Origin of the sequence: Paraburkholderia strydomiana (genome assembly GCF_031456815.1) — a bacterium.
In the GTDB taxonomy this organism is placed as follows: domain Bacteria; phylum Pseudomonadota; class Gammaproteobacteria; order Burkholderiales; family Burkholderiaceae; genus Paraburkholderia; species Paraburkholderia caledonica.
The window spans coordinates 829,052-845,526 of record NZ_JAVDVL010000001.1 but is presented as its reverse complement, the minus strand read 5'-3'; the positions used below and the strand labels follow the sequence as shown (position 1 = coordinate 845,526).

General features: G+C 62.4%; 16 protein-coding genes. 10 read left to right on the top strand and 6 right to left on the bottom strand.

Annotation, left to right across the window (positions count from 1 at the left end; translation table 11 throughout):
• Nucleotides 1-18: 18 nt before the first annotated feature.
• The 5 genes from J2W46_RS03770 to J2W46_RS03750 all read left to right on the top strand — a co-directional run bounded on the left by J2W46_RS03770 (nt 19) and on the right by J2W46_RS03750 (nt 5,656).
• Complete coding sequence (locus J2W46_RS03770; RefSeq protein ID WP_020066536.1) at nt 19-1,353, top strand: MFS transporter; 1,335 nt, start codon at nt 19-21, stop codon at nt 1,351-1,353.
• Between the two features lie 77 nt (nt 1,354-1,430).
• The gene (gene otnI / locus J2W46_RS03765) at nt 1,431-2,216 is read left to right on the top strand and encodes a 2-oxo-tetronate isomerase (RefSeq protein ID WP_131318216.1); all 786 of its coding nucleotides are present in this window, start codon (nt 1,431-1,433) and stop codon (nt 2,214-2,216) included.
• Between the two features lie 29 nt (nt 2,217-2,245).
• The gene (denD, locus tag J2W46_RS03760; RefSeq protein ID WP_310351422.1) at nt 2,246-3,226 is read left to right on the top strand and encodes a D-erythronate dehydrogenase; all 981 of its coding nucleotides are present in this window, start codon (nt 2,246-2,248) and stop codon (nt 3,224-3,226) included.
• Between the two features lie 394 nt (nt 3,227-3,620).
• Nucleotides 3,621-4,823, top strand: coding sequence for a 3-oxoadipyl-CoA thiolase (gene pcaF / locus J2W46_RS03755; RefSeq protein WP_020066533.1), 1,203 nt, complete (start codon nt 3,621-3,623; stop codon nt 4,821-4,823).
• 236 nt (nt 4,824-5,059) lie between these two features.
• The gene (locus J2W46_RS03750) at nt 5,060-5,656 is read left to right on the top strand and encodes a hypothetical protein (protein ID WP_020066531.1); all 597 of its coding nucleotides are present in this window, start codon (nt 5,060-5,062) and stop codon (nt 5,654-5,656) included.
• A 116-nt stretch (nt 5,657-5,772) separates the two neighbouring features.
• Here J2W46_RS03750 and J2W46_RS03745 read toward each other — a convergent pair whose 3' ends face one another.
• Complete coding sequence (locus J2W46_RS03745) at nt 5,773-6,150, bottom strand: DUF2917 domain-containing protein (RefSeq protein ID WP_087753523.1); 378 nt, start codon at nt 6,148-6,150, stop codon at nt 5,773-5,775.
• 516 nt (nt 6,151-6,666) lie between these two features.
• Between J2W46_RS03745 and J2W46_RS03740 the strand changes: the two genes are divergently transcribed.
• Both J2W46_RS03740 and J2W46_RS03735 read left to right on the top strand, forming a co-directional pair.
• The gene (locus J2W46_RS03740; RefSeq protein WP_310351420.1) at nt 6,667-7,782 is read left to right on the top strand and encodes a hypothetical protein; all 1,116 of its coding nucleotides are present in this window, start codon (nt 6,667-6,669) and stop codon (nt 7,780-7,782) included.
• A 12-nt stretch (nt 7,783-7,794) separates the two neighbouring features.
• Nucleotides 7,795-8,223, top strand: a complete 429-nt coding sequence (locus J2W46_RS03735; protein ID WP_310351417.1) for a hypothetical protein — start codon at nt 7,795-7,797, stop codon at nt 8,221-8,223.
• 23 nt (nt 8,224-8,246) lie between these two features.
• Here J2W46_RS03735 and J2W46_RS03730 read toward each other — a convergent pair whose 3' ends face one another.
• Nucleotides 8,247-9,476, bottom strand: a complete 1,230-nt coding sequence (locus J2W46_RS03730) for a sensor histidine kinase (protein WP_020066527.1) — start codon at nt 9,474-9,476, stop codon at nt 8,247-8,249.
• Nucleotides 9,477-9,579: 103 nt separating this feature from the next.
• Nucleotides 9,580-10,476 (bottom strand): LysR family transcriptional regulator, encoded by an 897-nt coding sequence (locus J2W46_RS03725; RefSeq protein WP_204521828.1) that lies wholly within the window; start codon nt 10,474-10,476, stop codon nt 9,580-9,582.
• Between the two features lie 102 nt (nt 10,477-10,578).
• Here J2W46_RS03725 and J2W46_RS03720 point away from each other — a divergent pair, with 102 nt between their 5' ends.
• Nucleotides 10,579-11,454 carry an aldo/keto reductase family oxidoreductase gene (locus tag J2W46_RS03720; protein WP_310351414.1) on the top strand — a complete coding sequence of 292 codons (876 nt, stop codon included), beginning with the start codon at nt 10,579-10,581 and terminating at the stop codon, nt 11,452-11,454.
• Nucleotides 11,455-11,505: 51 nt separating this feature from the next.
• On the opposite strand, the gene J2W46_RS03715 is transcribed toward J2W46_RS03720, so the two are convergent.
• Entirely contained in the window at nt 11,506-12,414 is a 909-nt protein-coding gene (locus J2W46_RS03715) for a LysR family transcriptional regulator (protein WP_310351413.1), read from the bottom strand.
• A gap of 75 nt (nt 12,415-12,489) precedes the next feature.
• On the opposite strand from J2W46_RS03715, the gene J2W46_RS03710 reads away from it, so the two are divergent.
• Both J2W46_RS03710 and J2W46_RS03705 read left to right on the top strand, forming a co-directional pair.
• Nucleotides 12,490-13,266 carry an NAD(P)H-dependent oxidoreductase gene (locus J2W46_RS03710; RefSeq protein WP_310351411.1) on the top strand — a complete coding sequence of 259 codons (777 nt, stop codon included), beginning with the start codon at nt 12,490-12,492 and terminating at the stop codon, nt 13,264-13,266.
• Between the two features lie 185 nt (nt 13,267-13,451).
• Nucleotides 13,452-14,294, top strand: coding sequence for an alpha/beta hydrolase (locus tag J2W46_RS03705; RefSeq protein WP_310351408.1), 843 nt, complete (start codon nt 13,452-13,454; stop codon nt 14,292-14,294).
• A 73-nt stretch (nt 14,295-14,367) separates the two neighbouring features.
• On the opposite strand, the gene J2W46_RS03700 is transcribed toward J2W46_RS03705, so the two are convergent.
• A complete protein-coding gene (locus J2W46_RS03700; RefSeq protein WP_027776072.1) occupies nt 14,368-15,660 on the bottom strand; it encodes an aspartate carbamoyltransferase in 1,293 nt (430 codons plus the stop codon).
• A 440-nt stretch (nt 15,661-16,100) separates the two neighbouring features.
• Nucleotides 16,101-16,268, bottom strand: coding sequence for a hypothetical protein (locus J2W46_RS03695; protein ID WP_310351403.1), 168 nt, complete (start codon nt 16,266-16,268; stop codon nt 16,101-16,103).
• Nucleotides 16,269-16,475: the final 207 nt, after the last annotated feature.

Below are 16,475 nucleotides of genomic sequence, written 5' to 3'. Positions count from 1 at the left end.
CATCCCAGGAGACATTGCATGAGTTCGTATCAGGCCGTATCCAGCCAGCCGTTCGCGGCGGCCGCGGGTCAACCCGGCGCCGCGGAAGTCGAGCGCACATACAAGAAAGTGTTCTGGCGCATCGTGCCATTTCTGATGCTTTGCTACGTGGTCGCGTATCTGGATCGCGTGAACGTCGGCTTTGCAAAGCTGCAAATGTCGCAAGACCTCGCGTTCAGCGAAACGGTGTTCGGCCTCGGTGCAGGCGTGTTCTTTATCGGCTACTTCCTGTTTGAGTTGCCGAGCAACATTCTGATGCATAAGCTCGGCGCGCGCATCTGGATCGCACGGATCATGATTACCTGGGGTGTCATGTCAGCGCTATTCGTGTTCGTAAAGACGCCGACTCAGTTCTACATCCTGCGCTTTCTGCTTGGTCTCGCCGAAGCAGGTTTTTATCCGGGCGTGATCCTGTATCTGACTTACTGGTTTCCGTCGCATCGGCGTGCCAAGATCATTGCGGTGTTCATGTCGGCCATTCCGGTGTCGGGCATCTTCGGCAATCCGCTGTCCGGCTGGATCATGCAGGCGTTCCATCACAGCTCCGGTCTCCAGGGCTGGCAATGGATGTTCCTGATCGAAGCAATTCCGGCGGTGGCGATCGGTATCGCCACGATCCTGTATCTCGACAATGGAATTGCGAGCGCAAAGTGGCTGAGCGAAAGCGAAAAGCGCCTGTTGACCGATGAAATCGCCGCATCGCAGCCGAAGGAAAAAGCAAACGCTCATTCGCTGCGCGCGGTGTTCCGCGATCCGCGTACATGGTGGATGTCGCTCATCTACTTCGCGTTCGTCACCGGGCAATACGGCCTGACGTTCTGGATGCCGACGCTCGTCAAATCCACGGGCGTGAGCGGCGCATTCAACATCGGTCTGCTGAGCGCGATTCCGTTTGTCTGCGCGATCGTCGTGATGAATCTGATGGGACATAGCGCGGACAAGCGCCGTGAGCGCCGCTGGCATCTGATCGTGCCGGCGTTGTTCGGCGCCGTGGGCTTCACGGTCGCGGCTTCGTTCGCGAGCAACACGGTGGTGTCCATCGCCTTTCTGTCGCTCGCCGCTGCCGGCGTGCTGACTTGCGCGCCGCTCTTCTGGTCGCTGCCGACGGCGTTCATGTCGGGCGCGACCGCAGCGGCCGGCATCGCGATCATCAATTCGATCGGCAATCTCGCGGGTTTCGCGAGTCCCTACATGATCGGCTACCTGAAGGATCTCACGCATAGCACGCAGACCGGCATGTATGTGCTGGCCGGCATGCTGGTGATCGGCGCGATTGCTACGTGGCTCACGCCGGCCAGACTGGTCAATCGCTAAAAGCGCCGCGCGGCGCATACGTTGCTGCACAGCTTCGGTTGCCGCGCGCTGAACACAGCTTCAAAGGAGTTGCCGCCATGCCTCGCTTCGCCGCCAATCTGTCGATGATGTACAACGAGCACGCTTTTCTGGACCGTTTCGCTGCTGCCGCAAAAGACGGTTTCAAAGCGGTCGAGTTTCTGTTTCCGTATGATTTTCGCGCCGCGGAAATCAAGGCGCGGCTCGACGCCAACGGTCTGACACAAGCGCTCTTCAACGCGCCGCCAGGCGACTGGGCGAGCGGAGAGCGCGGCATCGCAACGCTGCCCGGACGTGAGGACGAGTTCCGCCGCAGCATCGAAACCGCTCTCGAATACGCGCGTGTGATCGGCAATCGCAAGCTGCATGTGATGGCGGGCCTGATCGGCGCGGATCAGCCGCGCGAGCGGCATCGCGAGGTGTATCTGCAAAACCTCGCGTATGCCGCGAAGGCCGCGCAAGCCGAGGGCATCATGATTGTGATCGAACCGATCAATACACGCGACATGCCGGGCTTTTTTCTGAACCGGCAGGACGAGGCGCAAGCAATCTGCGCGGAAGTCGGCGAGCCGAATCTCAAGGTGCAGTTCGACTGTTACCACTGTCAGATCGTGGAAGGCGATCTCGCGGTGAAGCTCAAGCGCGATCAGGCGGGCATCGGTCACATTCAGGTTGCAGGCGTACCCGAGCGGCACGAGCCGGATACGGGCGAGATCAACTATCCGTATCTCTTCGATGTCATCGACTCACTCGGCTACGACGGCTACATCGGCTGCGAATACCGCCCGCGCGCCGCGACTTCCGCGGGGCTCGGCTGGCTCAAACCCTATCTGAACGCTGCTTGATCAGGATATAACGAGGACACTAGCCAATCATGAAAGTACTGATAACCGGCGGCGCGGGATTTCTCGGCCAACGCCTTGCGCGCGAACTGCTCTCGCGCGGTTCGTTGAACGACGCGCAGGGTGCGCCGCAAGCCATCACCGAACTCGTCTTGCTCGACGTCGTGCAAGCGAACAATTTCGGCGACAGCCGCGTGCGCACCGAAGTGGGCGATATCGCCGAGCGCAGCGTGCTCGAGCGTGCAATCGACGGCAACACCGCGGCGATCTTTCACCTTGCCGCGATCGTGAGCGGTCAGGCGGAAGCCGACTTCGATCTCGGCATGCGCATCAATCTCGACGCGTCGCGCCTGCTACTCGACGTTTGCCGCGAACGCGGACACCGGCCGCGCGTGGTGTTCACGAGTTCGGTCGCGGTGTACGGCGGCGACTTGCCCGACATCGTGCAGAACGATACTGCGCTGAATCCCCAATCGTCGTACGGCGCGCAAAAGGCGATTGCCGAGTTGCTGCTCAACGACTATTCGCGGCGCGGTTTCGTCGACGGACGCGTGCTGCGGCTGCCCACGATCAGCGTGCGGCCCGGCAAGCCGAATGCGGCGGCGTCGTCGTTTGCAAGCGGCATCATCCGCGAGCCGTTGAACGGCGAAGAGGCTGTGTGCCCCGTCAACGGCGCCACGCGGCTGTGGCTGCTGTCGCCGCGCAAAGCGATCGAGTGCCTGATCGCCGGGCTCGAACTCGATGCCGCCGCGCTGGGCAACCAACGCGTGCTGAATCTGCCGGGCATCTCCGTGAGCGTCGACGAGATGGTGGCGGCGCTGCGCGAAGTGGCTGGCGACGAGGTCGCGAAGCGGATCGTCTGGCAGCCGGACGCGCGCATCGAAAAAATCGTCGGTAGCTGGCCAGGACGTTGGGACACATCGCGCGCCGAACAACTGGGCCTGCGCGGCGAGCAGACCTTTGCCGACGTGATCCGCGCCTATATCGCAGACGAGGGCGTGAAGGTTCGCTGAAGTTTCGCTGAAGGTCCATTAGAAGGTCACTAAAGCGCCCGCCAGACCTCGCGTTGCGGCCCCGCAGCGCGGCGGCGGCGCGGGCGCATCAATTGTCAGACGCTTGCCCGGCGCGGCTGACGCCTCTCACGTATTCCCTGATGACGGGCGGAGCGCGCTTGACAGCGTTTCCGCCACGCGCCTATTATCGAGCCTTGTTGTTCGATATATGACCGTATGTTCGCACAAAGAACAAAACGGCCGTCAACTCGAACGCATCGTTCACCATCCTGCGCTAAGCTGAATTCACGTGACGGCTGCCCGGCAGCCGCCCGGCCGATGCTCGACGCATCCGCCCGTGCCACGCATTCATGCTGACGGCGCGGCGCGCGCAGCACATCACTGGAGACATGACATGACCGAAGCATTCCTGTGCGACGCGATTCGCACCCCCATCGGCCGCTATGCAGGCTCGCTGTCGTCGGTTCGCGCAGACGATCTGGGCGCGGTGCCGCTGAAGGCGCTGATGGAGCGCAACAAGAACGTCGACTGGAGCGTCATCGACGACGTCATCTACGGCTGCGCGAATCAGGCTGGCGAAGACAACCGCAACGTCGCGCGCATGTCGTTGCTGCTCGCAGGGCTGCCTAAAGACGTGCCGGGTTCGACCGTGAACCGCTTGTGCGGCTCGGGCATGGACGCGGTCGGCATCGCCGCGCGCGCAATCAAGTCAGGCGAGGCCGCGTTGATGGTGGCGGGCGGCGTCGAGAGCATGAGCCGCGCGCCGTTTGTCATGGGCAAGGCAACGAGCGCGTTTTCGCGCCAGGCAGACATCTACGACACGACCATCGGCTGGCGTTTCGTCAATCCGTTGATGAAGCAGATGTACGGCGTCGACTCGATGCCGGAGACCGGCGAAAACGTCGCGACCGACTACAACATCAGCCGCGCCGATCAGGACGCGTTCGCACTTCGCAGTCAGCAGAAAGCCGCGCGCGCGCAGAAGGACGGCACGCTCGCGCAGGAAATCGTCGGCGTGACGATCGCGCAGAAGAAGGGTGATCCGATCACCGTGTCGCAAGACGAGCATCCGCGTGAGACGAGCCTGGAAACGCTCGCGAAACTGAAGGGCGTCGTGCGCCCGGACGGCACCGTGACGGCAGGCAACGCGTCGGGCGTGAACGACGGCGCAGCGGCGCTGCTGCTGGCCAACGAAGAGACGGCCAAGCGGTTCGGCCTCACGCCGCGAGCCCGCGTGCTCGGCATCGCGACGGCGGGTGTCGCACCGCGCATAATGGGCATGGGCCCGGCGCCCGCCGCACAAAAATTGATGGCGCGCCTGAACATGACCATCGATCAGTTCGACGTGATCGAGTTGAACGAGGCGTTTGCTTCTCAAGGTATTGCGGTGCTGCGCACGCTCGGCGTGGCCGACGACGACGCACGCGTGAACCCGAACGGCGGCGCAATCGCGCTGGGTCATCCGCTCGGTATGAGCGGCGCGCGCCTCGTGACGACCGCGATGTACCAGCTGCAACGCACGCAGGGACGCTTCGCACTGTGCACGATGTGTATCGGCGTGGGGCAGGGCATCGCAATCGCAATCGAACGCGTGTGATGGTCTAGCGCGCGTGCCGCGCTTTGCGTTTCTGAACAGCCTCTTCGCTGCCGCGAAGAGGCTGTTTCTTTTTGCGTCGCGCGTCGGCAAGCGTCGTACCGGCTCGCAATTGAAGCTTTCTGTAAGGCATGTACAATCGTTGCGCTACATCTTTAGTCAAGCGTCCTGAATATTTCCCATTGGACATTATGCGAAATGGGCAACGTGACCGGGACGATTTTTCAAGGAGAGCGTAAATGAATGCAGCGACGATAGGAGCAGCATTGACGGCAGCGGTGCTCGCCGCGGCTCAGCCGGCGTGGGCGCAAGAGCCCTTGGCGAGCGCCGCGCAAGGTGTCGTCAGTGCCGTGCAGCCTGTGCATATGAAGGCCACCATCGTGGGCATCGATCCCGGCAGCCGCTCGCTCACGCTGCAGGGGGCGAACGGCAACGTTGTGATCGTGCTCGTGGGCCAGCAAGTCGCCGGTTTCGAAAAACTGAAGGTGGGCGACCACGTGGATGCGCTGTATAAAAACGCGCTGCTGGTCAAGGCCGAGCGAGTGACAGGAAAAGGCAAGGGCATTCGTGAACGCGTCGATACGCAGGTCTACACACCTGCGTCGGGCGGCTTCGAATCGGCGCGTCAGGTCGAAGTGCTTGCCACCGTGCAAAAGATCGATCGCAAGCGGCGCCTTGTCACTCTGCGCGGCGCGTATCAGACCCAAACGCTCGAAGTCGGTCCGCAAGTCGATCTTGCAGACGTGAAGGTGGGCGACACGATTCACGCGGTATTCGTTTCGGCCGCAGCTGTACAAGTCACGCCGCAAGACGCAGCGCAAAGCACGCCTCAATGAAGCGTATGTCGTTGCTCGGCGCGATGGACTTGCCGGCCATCGCGCCGTTGTTTTTTCAGGCTCGTGCTGCGCATGCTGCGAGTTCACGCGACATGCGCGGAGCCTGACAACGCATGTCAGCGCGGGCTCGGCGGCCCCAGGCTCAAACCGGCGAGCCGGCCGAGCCAGCGCGCGAGAATGCCTTTCGCGGGCAGCGCGGAGCTCAGCGAGACATGCGCTGTTCGTTCGCCGTCAGCGCTGAGCCATATGCGTTCGCCGCGCTGCAGGCTGAACGTTTGACCCGGCGCGATCCAGTGATCATACGGAGAACTGATGCGGGTCAGCCAAAGGCGCGCCCCCTTCACCGTAAGCGTGCTGTCCGCTTCGACACGCCATGTCAGCGTCGCGCCCGGCACGACCGGGAAATGCACGACCACCTTCGGTAGACGCTCGTCCTGGTAATAAGCATAACGATGTGCGTCGTCTTCCATGCACTGCGGGCTTGCCTGATCCATCTTGCTCTCCGGTTTGGAGCCGGCCGACAGAGGCGCCCACAAAACAAAAGGCCCCTTCCGTTACCGGCGGGGCCTTGGGGTCTTGCTTTGCAGATTCAGACTGCTAACGCAAACATGCTCCCATAGGCCAGCCGATGATGGCTCGCTTCGGGTGATTAATCGCTACGGCGATGGAGATGTGCGTCAACATGAATTGAGTGTGCCGTTTTGCCGCACACGTTGTCAACGGAAATCGGCCGCTATTTCCCGTAGCCGCAGTGCAGCGCCTCGTCGCCTCATCGCCCGGATAGCCATGCGGCACGATGCGTTTTCACCGATGCAAAGTATGTCGGCGTATGTCACCGCCTCTGCAAAATGCTCGCGGAGCCTTGCCCAGAGGGCTTCTTTCACGATGAAACAGCGTGACATATCTTCACTGCTGACTGTCACGGCGCGTCCTCCTATAGTCCGTTCATCGCCACACAGCGCAGCAGCAGCAGTCGCACGACGTGGCCTGATTCCACGAAGGACATACCCGTGAAAACTCATTCGTTCGCAGTCCCGGTCAGCGGCGCTTCATCTGCGGCCGTCACTTCTTTTTCGCCTTCCGCTCGCCGCACACTGCGCAAGCTCGCGCTGACTGCAACAACGGCAATGCTCGCACTGGGCAGCGCGTCGGCATTCGCGTGGTCGCAGCACGGAACCGCCTACACGTCGCGCGGCGTCTATAACGAAGGCCACTATGGCTCGTGCGGCGGCGGCAGCTGCTCGCATGCTGGTGGCGTCGTCGGACCTTATGGCGGTGCCGCGACCAACACCGGCACGGTCACTCGCAATTCGCCCGGTCAGTTTTCGAATTCGGGCACTGCGACGGGCCGCTACGGAAACTCGGTGCAGCACTCTGGCGACACCAGTTGCGCGGGCGGCACGTGTTCGCATACGGGCGCGCTCACCGGACCGGATGGCAAGACGGCGACCACCTCCGGCGAAGTAACGAAGACGGGCGCTGGGCAGTACTCGTCGTCGGGATCGGTGACGCGCTCCAACGGCGATACGGTCGATCACTCGGCGTCGACCAGCTGCGCCGGCGCTTCATGCTCGCGTTCGGGAACGGTCACTGGATCGGATGGAAACACGGTCGCACATTCCGGCACGGCGACGAGGGTAGCGCCCGGCGTAGTGACGACGTCCACCAGCGTGACCGGCACGCATGGCAATACGGTGAGTTCGAGTGGAACCGTGGTGAGCACGGGCGTTGTGGCGACGGGCGGCACGACCGTCGTCGTCGCGCCGAAACCGGTGGTGTATCCGCCGCCGGCCGTCGTCGTTGCACCCAAGCCGGTTGTCTATGTCGCGCCGCCGCCCGCGCCCGCTGTCGTAGTGGCGCCGCCGCCCGTGGTTTATGCGCCGCCGCCCGCGCCGGCTGTCGTCGTGACGCCGAAGCCCGTGGTGTATGCACCGCCGCCGCCCCCGCCGGCTGTCGTGATCGCGCCGAAGCCCGTTGCTTATGTCGCTCCGCCAGTGGTCTATGCGCCGCCGCCGGTTGTCTACGTAGCGCCGCGCCGCGTTTATCTTGCGCCCGCGCCGCGTCCGGCAGTCTGGGTGCCGGGCCATTGGGTCGGCAATGTGTATGTACCGGCGCACTGGGCGTGAAGAGCGAACGCCATGTCATTAAGAATGCGCTTTACTCTAGCCGGCCGCGCCCGTCGGCCGAGCCGCGTCAAAGTCACACGAGGGATGCCGCCGGGCAGCGCGAACGCAGACGAGCAAAGTGTTGCCGCGTCACGCCGGCGGCGCTTGCGGGCCTCGGATGCATCCACGGTTCGCAAAGCAAGCGTATGGGCGACGATCATCGTGGCGACCGCGCTGGTGATCGCCGTGCAGAGGTTCATGGCAAATCCGGAGTTGCCGCGCGAACTTCCTGAACTCGTTCCGTCTGCGGATTGCCCCGCGCGCTACGCCGCCTTGCTCGATCTTGCGGAACTCGCGCGCCGCGACGGGACATCTTCAGAGGTTGTGATGCACGGGTTGAACAACGGCGATGGCGCAATGAGCGCATGCCCGCGCATGACCAGCAGCGCAGCGACACCGTGATCGGCAGTCTGCCGCGTCTGCTGTTACGCCTCTTCTTCCGGTTCCGCGAGCGTCAACGGAAAGCGGATTGTGAAGGTGGTGCCCACGCCTTCGCGTGACGCGAAGTCGATGTGCCCGTCGAGCACGCGGCACAGTTCCTTGACGATGGCGAGACCCAACCCGGTGCCGGGAATTTCCTCGCCGGCGGCGCGTTCGAATTCGGCAAACACCCGGTCGGCATCGGCGGGCGCGATGCCCACGCCGGTGTCCGACACGCGGATCGACCAGTGCTGCGGACCGGCCGTCAGGAAGTACAGCTCGACCTGACCCGACTTGGTGTATTTGGTCGCATTGGTGAGCAGGTTGACGGCGATCTGCTTGATCTTCAGGCGGTTCGACGTGACGGCGGGCAGCGCCGGATCGAACGCCGCGCGCAGCGTCAGCCCCTTCTCTTCGATGGACGGCCGCGACGACGCCACAAGCTCCTCGTAGAGTTCGTGTAGATCGACCTGTTCGAGCGTGAGCGGCGTACCGTCGCCGAGGATGACCGAGTACTCCACCATCTGTTCGACAAGCGCCTTCATGTCCGCCGCCTGCCGGTTCGCTAGCTGCAACGCGGTGTCGGCCTTGGCGGGTACGCGAGCGATCAGTTGCAGCGCCATTGAGAACGAATTCAGGAAGTTGCGCAAATCGTGCACGACACTGCGCGTGATGTGCATGCGCGACTCGTACAACTCGCTGACGAGCCGCTGTTTCAGCGTCAATTCGTGATTGGCGCGCTCCAGCCGACCGGTGTATTCGTCGATCTTGCGGTCGCGTTCGCTGACCACTTCCTTGATCGACGCAAGCGTGACCATGCTCAGCGCTTCTGCAATCAGGCGGCGCGCGCGCTTTTCGTGGCTGCGGGTGAATCCGTTGTCCCGCGTCGCGTACTCGTCGAGTACATCGGCGAGAACCAGGTGGAACAGATCCAGTTCGCGCACCAGTTCTTCGATCCGGTAGCCTTGACGCCAGCGCACTATGCCGTGCTTGCGCGCGTCGCGTTCGATCTCCGTTTCGACGTGTTCCAGATCGTCGACCTCCAGCGCCGCGCACAGGCCGTCGAGAATTTCGGGCAGGTGATCGGCGAGTTGCTGATACGTGAGCTTATCGGCTTCCACCAGATCGACGTCGCCAAAAACTGCGTTCATCCATTGTTCGGTCAAACGAACCCGCTCGGCGCGAACGAATTCGGCGAAGTTGCGCAGGGGGCTAACGCGTGTGTCGTTCTTCATGGTGCGGTGGATTTGAGTTCGAAAATGTGCGTGCGCTGCGGTGGCGGCAGCCCATTATCACAGCAAATCGCCCGCGCGGCGTCGAATTTGCGGCCCCGTCCACTTAACCGTTGCGGTCCTTCAAAAAATCGACGAACGCACGTAAGGGCGCGGGCACGTGACGGTGTCCGGGATAGTAGAGAAAGGGTCCCGAGAAGCTTTGCCACCAAGGTTCGAGAACAGGCTGCAATGCGCCGCTGTCGAGGTGCGGCTTCAGCATGTCTTCGAACAGGTGAATTACGCCCACGCCCGCGAGCGCTGCGCTGATCACGAGGTCGAGCGCTGCGCCGGGACGCACGAGCAACGGTCCCGACGGATTCAGTTGCACCACTTCGTCGTCGCGCTCGAAGATCCACGTCGGCGTCGCGCCGCCGGCAAACTGGACGCGCAGGCAAGCATGCGTAAGGAGGTCGCGCGGGTGCTGCGGGCGTCCGCGTGCCTCCAAATACTCCGGCGCGGCGGCGGTGGCGACGCGTTCCACGCGCGGGCCGATCGGCACCGCGATCATGTCCTGGTCGAGCCGCTCGTCGTAACGGATGCCCGCGTCGCAGCCAATGGAAAGCACGTCGACAAAGCCGTCTTCGACGACCACTTCCACCCGTATGTCCGGATAGGCTTTCAGAAACGGCGCTATCACACCAGGCAGTCCCATGCGCGCGGCGCTCGCCGGCACGTTCAATTTGAGCGTGCCGCTTGGCCGGTCGCGAAACACGTTGAGCACGTCGAGCGCCGCTTCCATTTCGCTGAAGAGCGGCGTCAGTTTTTCGAGCAGACGCAGGCCGGCTTCGGTCGGCGCGACACTGCGCGTCGTACGGTTCAACAGGCGCAGACCGAGCTTCGTTTCGAGGCGGCGCACGGCAATGCTCAAGCTCGACGCGGAAACGCCGCTCGTGCGCGCAGCGTCGCGAAAGCCGCCCGCGCGCGCGACTGAAATGAAAGCGGTCAGGTCGTTTAGTTCCATGTCACTGTTCACAAAATTGAACAACCCGTGCACGTTAGCCCGCTTTATTAAACGGTGCAATCCCCGCCATACTGGGCTCACCTACAAAGACAGGAGAGCACCATGACAAACCTCGATATGACAAAGACATTTTTGCTCGGCGGCCGCGAGGTGCGACGCATGGGCTATGGCGCGATGCAGCTCGCGGGACCCGGCGTGTTCGGGCCGCCGAAAGACCGCGACGCAGCGATCGCCGTGCTGCGTGAAGCGGTGGCTAGCGGCGTCAATCACATCGACACCAGCGATTTTTACGGCCCGCATATCACCAACCAGCTGATTCGCGAGGCGCTGCATCCGTATGCCGACGATCTCGTGATCGTCACGAAGCTCGGCGCGGTACGGGACAGCGACGGCGGTTGGCTGCCGGCGCAGGCGCCCGAGGATCTCGAGCGCGGCGTACACGACAATCTGCGCAACCTCGGGCTCGACGCGCTCGAAGTGGTGAATATGCGGATGATGGGCGACGTGCACGCGCCGAGCGAAGGATCGGTCGAAAAGCAGATCACCGCGCTCGCCGAACTTCAACAGCGCGGGCTGATTCGCCATATCGGCCTGAGCAACGCCACGCCGGCGCAGATTGCCGAAGCACAGCGCATCGTAAAGATCGTCTGCGTGCAGAACCACTACAACCTGGTGCACCGCGCCGACGACGCGCTGATCGACGAACTGGCGGCCAAGGGCATTGCTTATGTACCGTTCTTTCCGTTGGGCGGCTTTACGCCGATCCAGTCGTCAGCGCTGACCGACATCGCGGCAACGATCGGCGCAACGCCGATGCAAGTGGCGCTTGCATGGCTGCTGCAGCGCGCGCCCAATATCCTGCTGATTCCGGGCACGTCGTCCGTCGGGCATTTGCGCGAGAACCTGCACGCCGCACAGATCGAGTTGAACGATGAAATACTCGCGAAACTGGATGCCATTGGCCGCGCCAACGGCTAACGCAACGTGTTAATGCCACGTGTTAAGGCCACGTGTTAAGGCCACGTCGCTTCAAACGGAATCCGCAATATGCGCTCGCAGCCACTGGTGAGCCGGGTCCCGATGCGACCGTTCGTGCCACAGCATCGCCATTTCGTAGCCCGGCACCTCGACGGGCGGCTGGACCACGCATAGTGCGGCGTTGTCGCGGACCAGCCGCTCGGGCACCATCGCCACGAGGTCGGTCTTGGCAAGCGCGGAAATCATGAAGAGAAAGTGCGGCACCGAGAGCACGACTTTGCGCGAGAGGCCGGCTTTGGCGAGCGCTTCGTCGGTCGCGCCGGCGAATCCGCCGCCGTCGGGCGACACGATCACGTGCTCGAACTTCGAGAATTGCGCGAGCGTCGGCCGCCGTTTCAGGCGCGGGTGACCGGCGCGGCCGGCGAGCACGTAGCGCTCGGCGAACAGCACTCTTCGTCGCAAACCGGCGGGCGCTCCTTCGCTCGTGTGAAAGCCGAGGTCGATCTCGCCCTGTTCGGCCTGCCTTGCGATGCGGGGCGGCGCCGCTTCGACTATGGCGAGGCGGGTGCCGGGCGCCGCCGCGCGCAGGCCCGGCAACGCCGGCAAGACGATGGTCGATTCAGCGTAGTCCGTCGCGGCAACGCGCCAGGTGTGGGCAGCCTGTGCCGGGTCGAACGGACGCGCGGGCGCCACGGCTTGCTCTAATGCCTCCAGCGCTTGCCGCAACGGCTCGCGCAGCGCCTCGGCACGGGCCGTCGCACGCATGCCGCGCGGGCCGGGCAGCAGCAGGGGATCGCCCAGCAGATCGCGAAGCTTGGCCAGATGCACGCTCACGGAAGGTTGCGAAAAATTCAGCCGCTCAGCCGCGCGCGTCACGTTCAGCTCGGCCAGCAAAACGTCAAGCGTAACGAGAAGGTTCAGGTCCAGCTTGCGGAGATTATTCACGGTAATACCTGTCATATCAGCAATTCATTTCTAATATACCGCGGCGACGCCTATCGTGTGTTCTTCCAGACATGAAAGAGGCAAGCGCAAATGAACGTTCTCATTGTTTATGCTCATCCTGAGCCACGGTCGTTGAATGGATCGCTGAAGGAGTTTTCCGTCAAGCGCCTGCGCGACGCGGGGCACGCTGTTCAGGTTTCCGATCTGTATGCGATGAACTGGAAGGCGGCGCTGGATGCAGGCGATAGCGTCGCTCACACGACCGGCGATCGCTTCGATCCTTCACGCGCGTCGAAATATGCGTTCGAAAACGGACTGCAAAGCGCGGACATCGCAGCGGAGCAGGCAAAGCTCAAATGGGCGGACGCGGTGATTCTGCAATTTCCGCTGTGGTGGTTTTCAATGCCAGCGATCATGAAGGGCTGGGTAGAGCGGGTCTACGCATACGGCTTGGCATACGGCGTGGGCGAGCACTCGGACGCGCGCTGGGGCGACCGTTACGGCGAGGGAAACTTCGCCGGGAAACGCGCGATGCTCGTAGTCACGACGGGCGGATGGGAATCGCACTATAGTCCGCGCGGAATCAACGGTCCGATCGACGACCTGTTGTTCCCGATCCAGCACGGCATACTGTATTACCCCGGCTTCGATGTACTGCCGCCGTTCGTGGTGCATCGCACGAGCCGCATCGACGAACAGAAATATGCCGAAGTGCGCAACGCGCTCGGCGAGCGCCTCGACAATCTCTGGAACACGGCGCCGTTACCCTTCCGCGCGCAGAACGGCGGCGATTATCGGATTCCCGAGCTTACGTTGAAGGACGACATTGCACCCGGTCGCGAGGGCTTCGGTGTCCACGTCAAATAGTTGCATTGCCCACGCATGCTCGAAAGCATGCGCTGCGCATCGCGTGATACCAATCTTAGGGTTTACTGAAATTTGGCTGTAAGTCGCCGTTGCTAGAGTCGTCGCTGGATATTGCCGCCCCGTATGGCTTGCGTCGTTGGTATGCCCGCTGGGTTCCCGGACACGTAGAAAGGGAGAGCGACAACATGAGTAAGGCGCGTCTTTGCTGGCTGATCGTAATGATGCTTGTCGCCGCTCCGGCATGGGCCTTTCAGTCCCGTGTCGTGACGATTCCGAGCGCGGCCATGCACAAGTCGCTGGAAGCGACAGTCGTACTGCCCGACAGCTATGGGCGCGGCAACGCGGCTGACCGCTTTCCGGTCGTCTATCTGTTGCACGGCTCGGGCGGCGACTACACCGACTGGGCCGCCAATTCGCCCATCGGTAGACTCGCCGACCGTTACCACGTGATACTCGTGATGCCCGATGGCGGCCGCGAAAGCTGGTATATCGACAGTCCGGTCGACTCGCGCAGCCGTTACACGACTTACGTCGGTACCGAGGTCGTGGCGTACATCGACATGCATTTCCGCACCATTGCGACGAAAGAAGGGCGCGCGATCACCGGCTTGAGCATGGGCGGGTTCGGCGCGCTTCACATTGCGCTGGATCGGCCAGACGAGTTCGGGGCGGCGGGAAGCATGAGCGGCGCGGTGGATCCGCGCGGTTGCGAAGATGAACCGGGCATCGACCAGGTGTTCGGCGATCCTGCGAGGCATGCGGACTTCTGGAACGACGAGCCTATCGTCGAGCATGCGCGCAGCTTTGCGAGCGCGCATATTGCGCTGATGATCGACTGCGGAATGAACGATTCACTCGTGCAGTCGAACCGGATGCTGCATGCGCGGCTCATCGAACTGGGCGTGCCGCATCATTATGCGGAGCGGCCGGGCGGCCACACGTGGAAGTACTGGGCCAACGCGGTGCAGTATCAGGTGCAGTTCTTTGCAAATACCTTCAGGCGCAACGGCGGTAGCACGATAGCCTGACGCTCATGCTTCGTGCCGCGTGTTTGCTCTGATTCGATTTTGATTCGGTAACCGAACTAATCTTTTCGTGGCGTCAGTCGATGCCGTGAAACACTGCATCATCGGGGCCGAGGTATGCGGGCGGACGCCATGCAGCGTCGCGCATGGAATGCTGCACCAGTTTTTCGACGCCGAGCAGCACCGCAAAGATCGCCATCCGCACTGGAATGCCGTTATCGGTTTGCCGGAAAATGGCGAGCCGCGAGTCGTGATTGAGATCGACGCTCAGATCGTTCGCGCCCGGCCGGCTGTCGCGCGGAAGCGGGTGCATGATGAGCGTATCGCTGCCGCACACGCTGTCTACCAAGGCCTGGTTGATCTGGAAGTCGGGCGTGTAGCCTTCGAACGATTCGTCGGTAAAGCGCTCTTTCTGAATGCGCGTGGCGTACACGACGTCGGCGCCGCGCAGTCCGGTTGGCAGATCGTGAGTCTGCTCGATCACATGCCCATTACGCGAAATCTGCTCGATGATGTAGCCCGGCATTTCCAGCATGGGCGGCGAAATCAGCGTGAACTTGATGCCGCGATATAGAGCCAGCAGCTTGACCAGCGAATGCACGGTGCGCCCGTATTTGAGGTCGCCGACGAGCGCGATGTGCGCCCCGTCGACGATCTTGCCGAGCCGCGAGAACTCGCGCTGAATGGTGTAAAGGTCGAGCAACGCCTGGCTCGGATGTTCGCCGGGGCCGTCGCCGCCGTTGATCACAGGCACATTGGTCGCGCGCGCAAATTCGGCCACCGAGCCTTGCTCGGGGTGACGGATGACGAGTGCGTCGACGTAGCCGCTCATCACGCGGCTCGTGTCGTAGATCGACTCGCCCTTGGCCATGGAAGAGAACGTGAAGCCGGTGGTGTCGCACACCGAACCGCCGAGCCGGCAGAATGCCGCGCCGAAACTCACGCGAGTCCGCGTACTTGCCTCGAAGAACAGATTGCCGAGTACCGCGCCTTCGAGCACCCGCGAGATTTTGCGGCGCCGTGCGATGGGCTGCATGATGTCCGCGACGCGAAACAACGCCTCCACCGAGTCGCGCGAGAACTGGTCGACCGACAGCAACTGCGGCTTGCCTTCCCACAGCATCTGGCTCGCGAGCGACTGCGAATCTACGCTTTGCGTATATCTTTCGCCCGGCTCGCCATGCACGACGATTTCCGACACGAAGCGCTCGACGATCTCCGGCATGGCCCGCGATTCCTGGGAGTCGTCGGGCAACAACCACGTATCCAGCGCCCGGCGGGACACACCGATGCGGCCCGCGAAGGTCTCGCGGGTCATGTTCAGGCGGCGCATGGCGTCGCGGAGAAAGGCTTGTTGCGGGACGCTCATGAAGGCACCTGTCGGAAAATGGCTGCGCCGGATATACGCGGTGCGTATATTAGTTCGCCTATTGTAGAAGTCAAGGCATTTTGTCGGTGAGCGGAGGTTGGCTTGGTTTAGCGCGCGGTTTGTTTGGCCAGGAAGGGATGGGATTGCGTGGACTATCTGGAACGGCAGCGACAGCTAGCAACACCAGCCGCTGTGGCTTGATCGTTGGGTAGGTGGCCGGCAGTTCATACCCGTTGCTGCCGGTCGCGCTGTCAGAGTTTCGACGGCCGGTAGCGGAGTAGTCCGGTCATCCAAGTCGGCTTCTTAGTGACAGTAGCGCGCAGAATCAACCGGTTGATGCAATACATTTGCAGATACTATCGTCTCTGCAAGTCAACAATGCAGCGGCAACTGCAAGACACGAATCTATAACTCGGTCTGCTCGAACGGCGTCGCGGTGTCTAGGGAAGCACGGTCAACATGCCGATCGTCGTCGCGTCGCGTACTCCCGAAGTGCGCACGAGTTGGGGCATCAAGAAGTTCATCCCGTATGAGTGCATGAGGAAGTACGCGAGCGCCAGTACCACAAAGGCCGACGGCTTCAATGCCGCTAGAAACGAATGGCTCACGACTTTGTTCGCGTCAGCGTCGAGAGTCGAACGCAGCAGCGTGTTCTCTTCAGCGTCAGCCCGACCGCGTTCGACCCGGTCATCGAATCGGAACAGCACAATGATGCCGAGCAGGACGCAAGGCATCCGCTTGTGAAAATATCTAGTGCCACGCCGGGAGTCCTGCAACCCCGTCAAAGTGGCCAAGAATGAAGCCGGATAGAGGGG

Coding starts and splice junctions, on each gene's coding strand:
- J2W46_RS03705 (WP_310351408.1), top strand. CDS start 13,452: ATGAGTAAGGCGCGTCTTTGCTGGCTGATCGTAATGATGCTTGTCGCC.
- J2W46_RS03730 (WP_020066527.1), bottom strand. CDS start 9,476: ATGAAGAACGACACACGCGTTAGCCCCCTGCGCAACTTCGCCGAATTC.
- J2W46_RS03725 (WP_204521828.1), bottom strand. CDS start 10,476: ATGGAACTAAACGACCTGACCGCTTTCATTTCAGTCGCGCGCGCGGGC.
- J2W46_RS03770 (WP_020066536.1), top strand. CDS start 19: ATGAGTTCGTATCAGGCCGTATCCAGCCAGCCGTTCGCGGCGGCCGCG.
- J2W46_RS03715 (WP_310351413.1), bottom strand. CDS start 12,414: ATGACAGGTATTACCGTGAATAATCTCCGCAAGCTGGACCTGAACCTT.
- denD (WP_310351422.1), top strand. CDS start 2,246: ATGAAAGTACTGATAACCGGCGGCGCGGGATTTCTCGGCCAACGCCTT.
- J2W46_RS03700 (WP_027776072.1), bottom strand. CDS start 15,660: ATGAGCGTCCCGCAACAAGCCTTTCTCCGCGACGCCATGCGCCGCCTG.
- pcaF (WP_020066533.1), top strand. CDS start 3,621: ATGACCGAAGCATTCCTGTGCGACGCGATTCGCACCCCCATCGGCCGC.
- otnI (WP_131318216.1), top strand. CDS start 1,431: ATGCCTCGCTTCGCCGCCAATCTGTCGATGATGTACAACGAGCACGCT.
- J2W46_RS03710 (WP_310351411.1), top strand. CDS start 12,490: ATGAACGTTCTCATTGTTTATGCTCATCCTGAGCCACGGTCGTTGAAT.
- J2W46_RS03720 (WP_310351414.1), top strand. CDS start 10,579: ATGACAAACCTCGATATGACAAAGACATTTTTGCTCGGCGGCCGCGAG.
- J2W46_RS03745 (WP_087753523.1), bottom strand. CDS start 6,150: ATGGATCAGGCAAGCCCGCAGTGCATGGAAGACGACGCACATCGTTAT.
- J2W46_RS03750 (WP_020066531.1), top strand. CDS start 5,060: ATGAATGCAGCGACGATAGGAGCAGCATTGACGGCAGCGGTGCTCGCC.
- J2W46_RS03735 (WP_310351417.1), top strand. CDS start 7,795: ATGTCATTAAGAATGCGCTTTACTCTAGCCGGCCGCGCCCGTCGGCCG.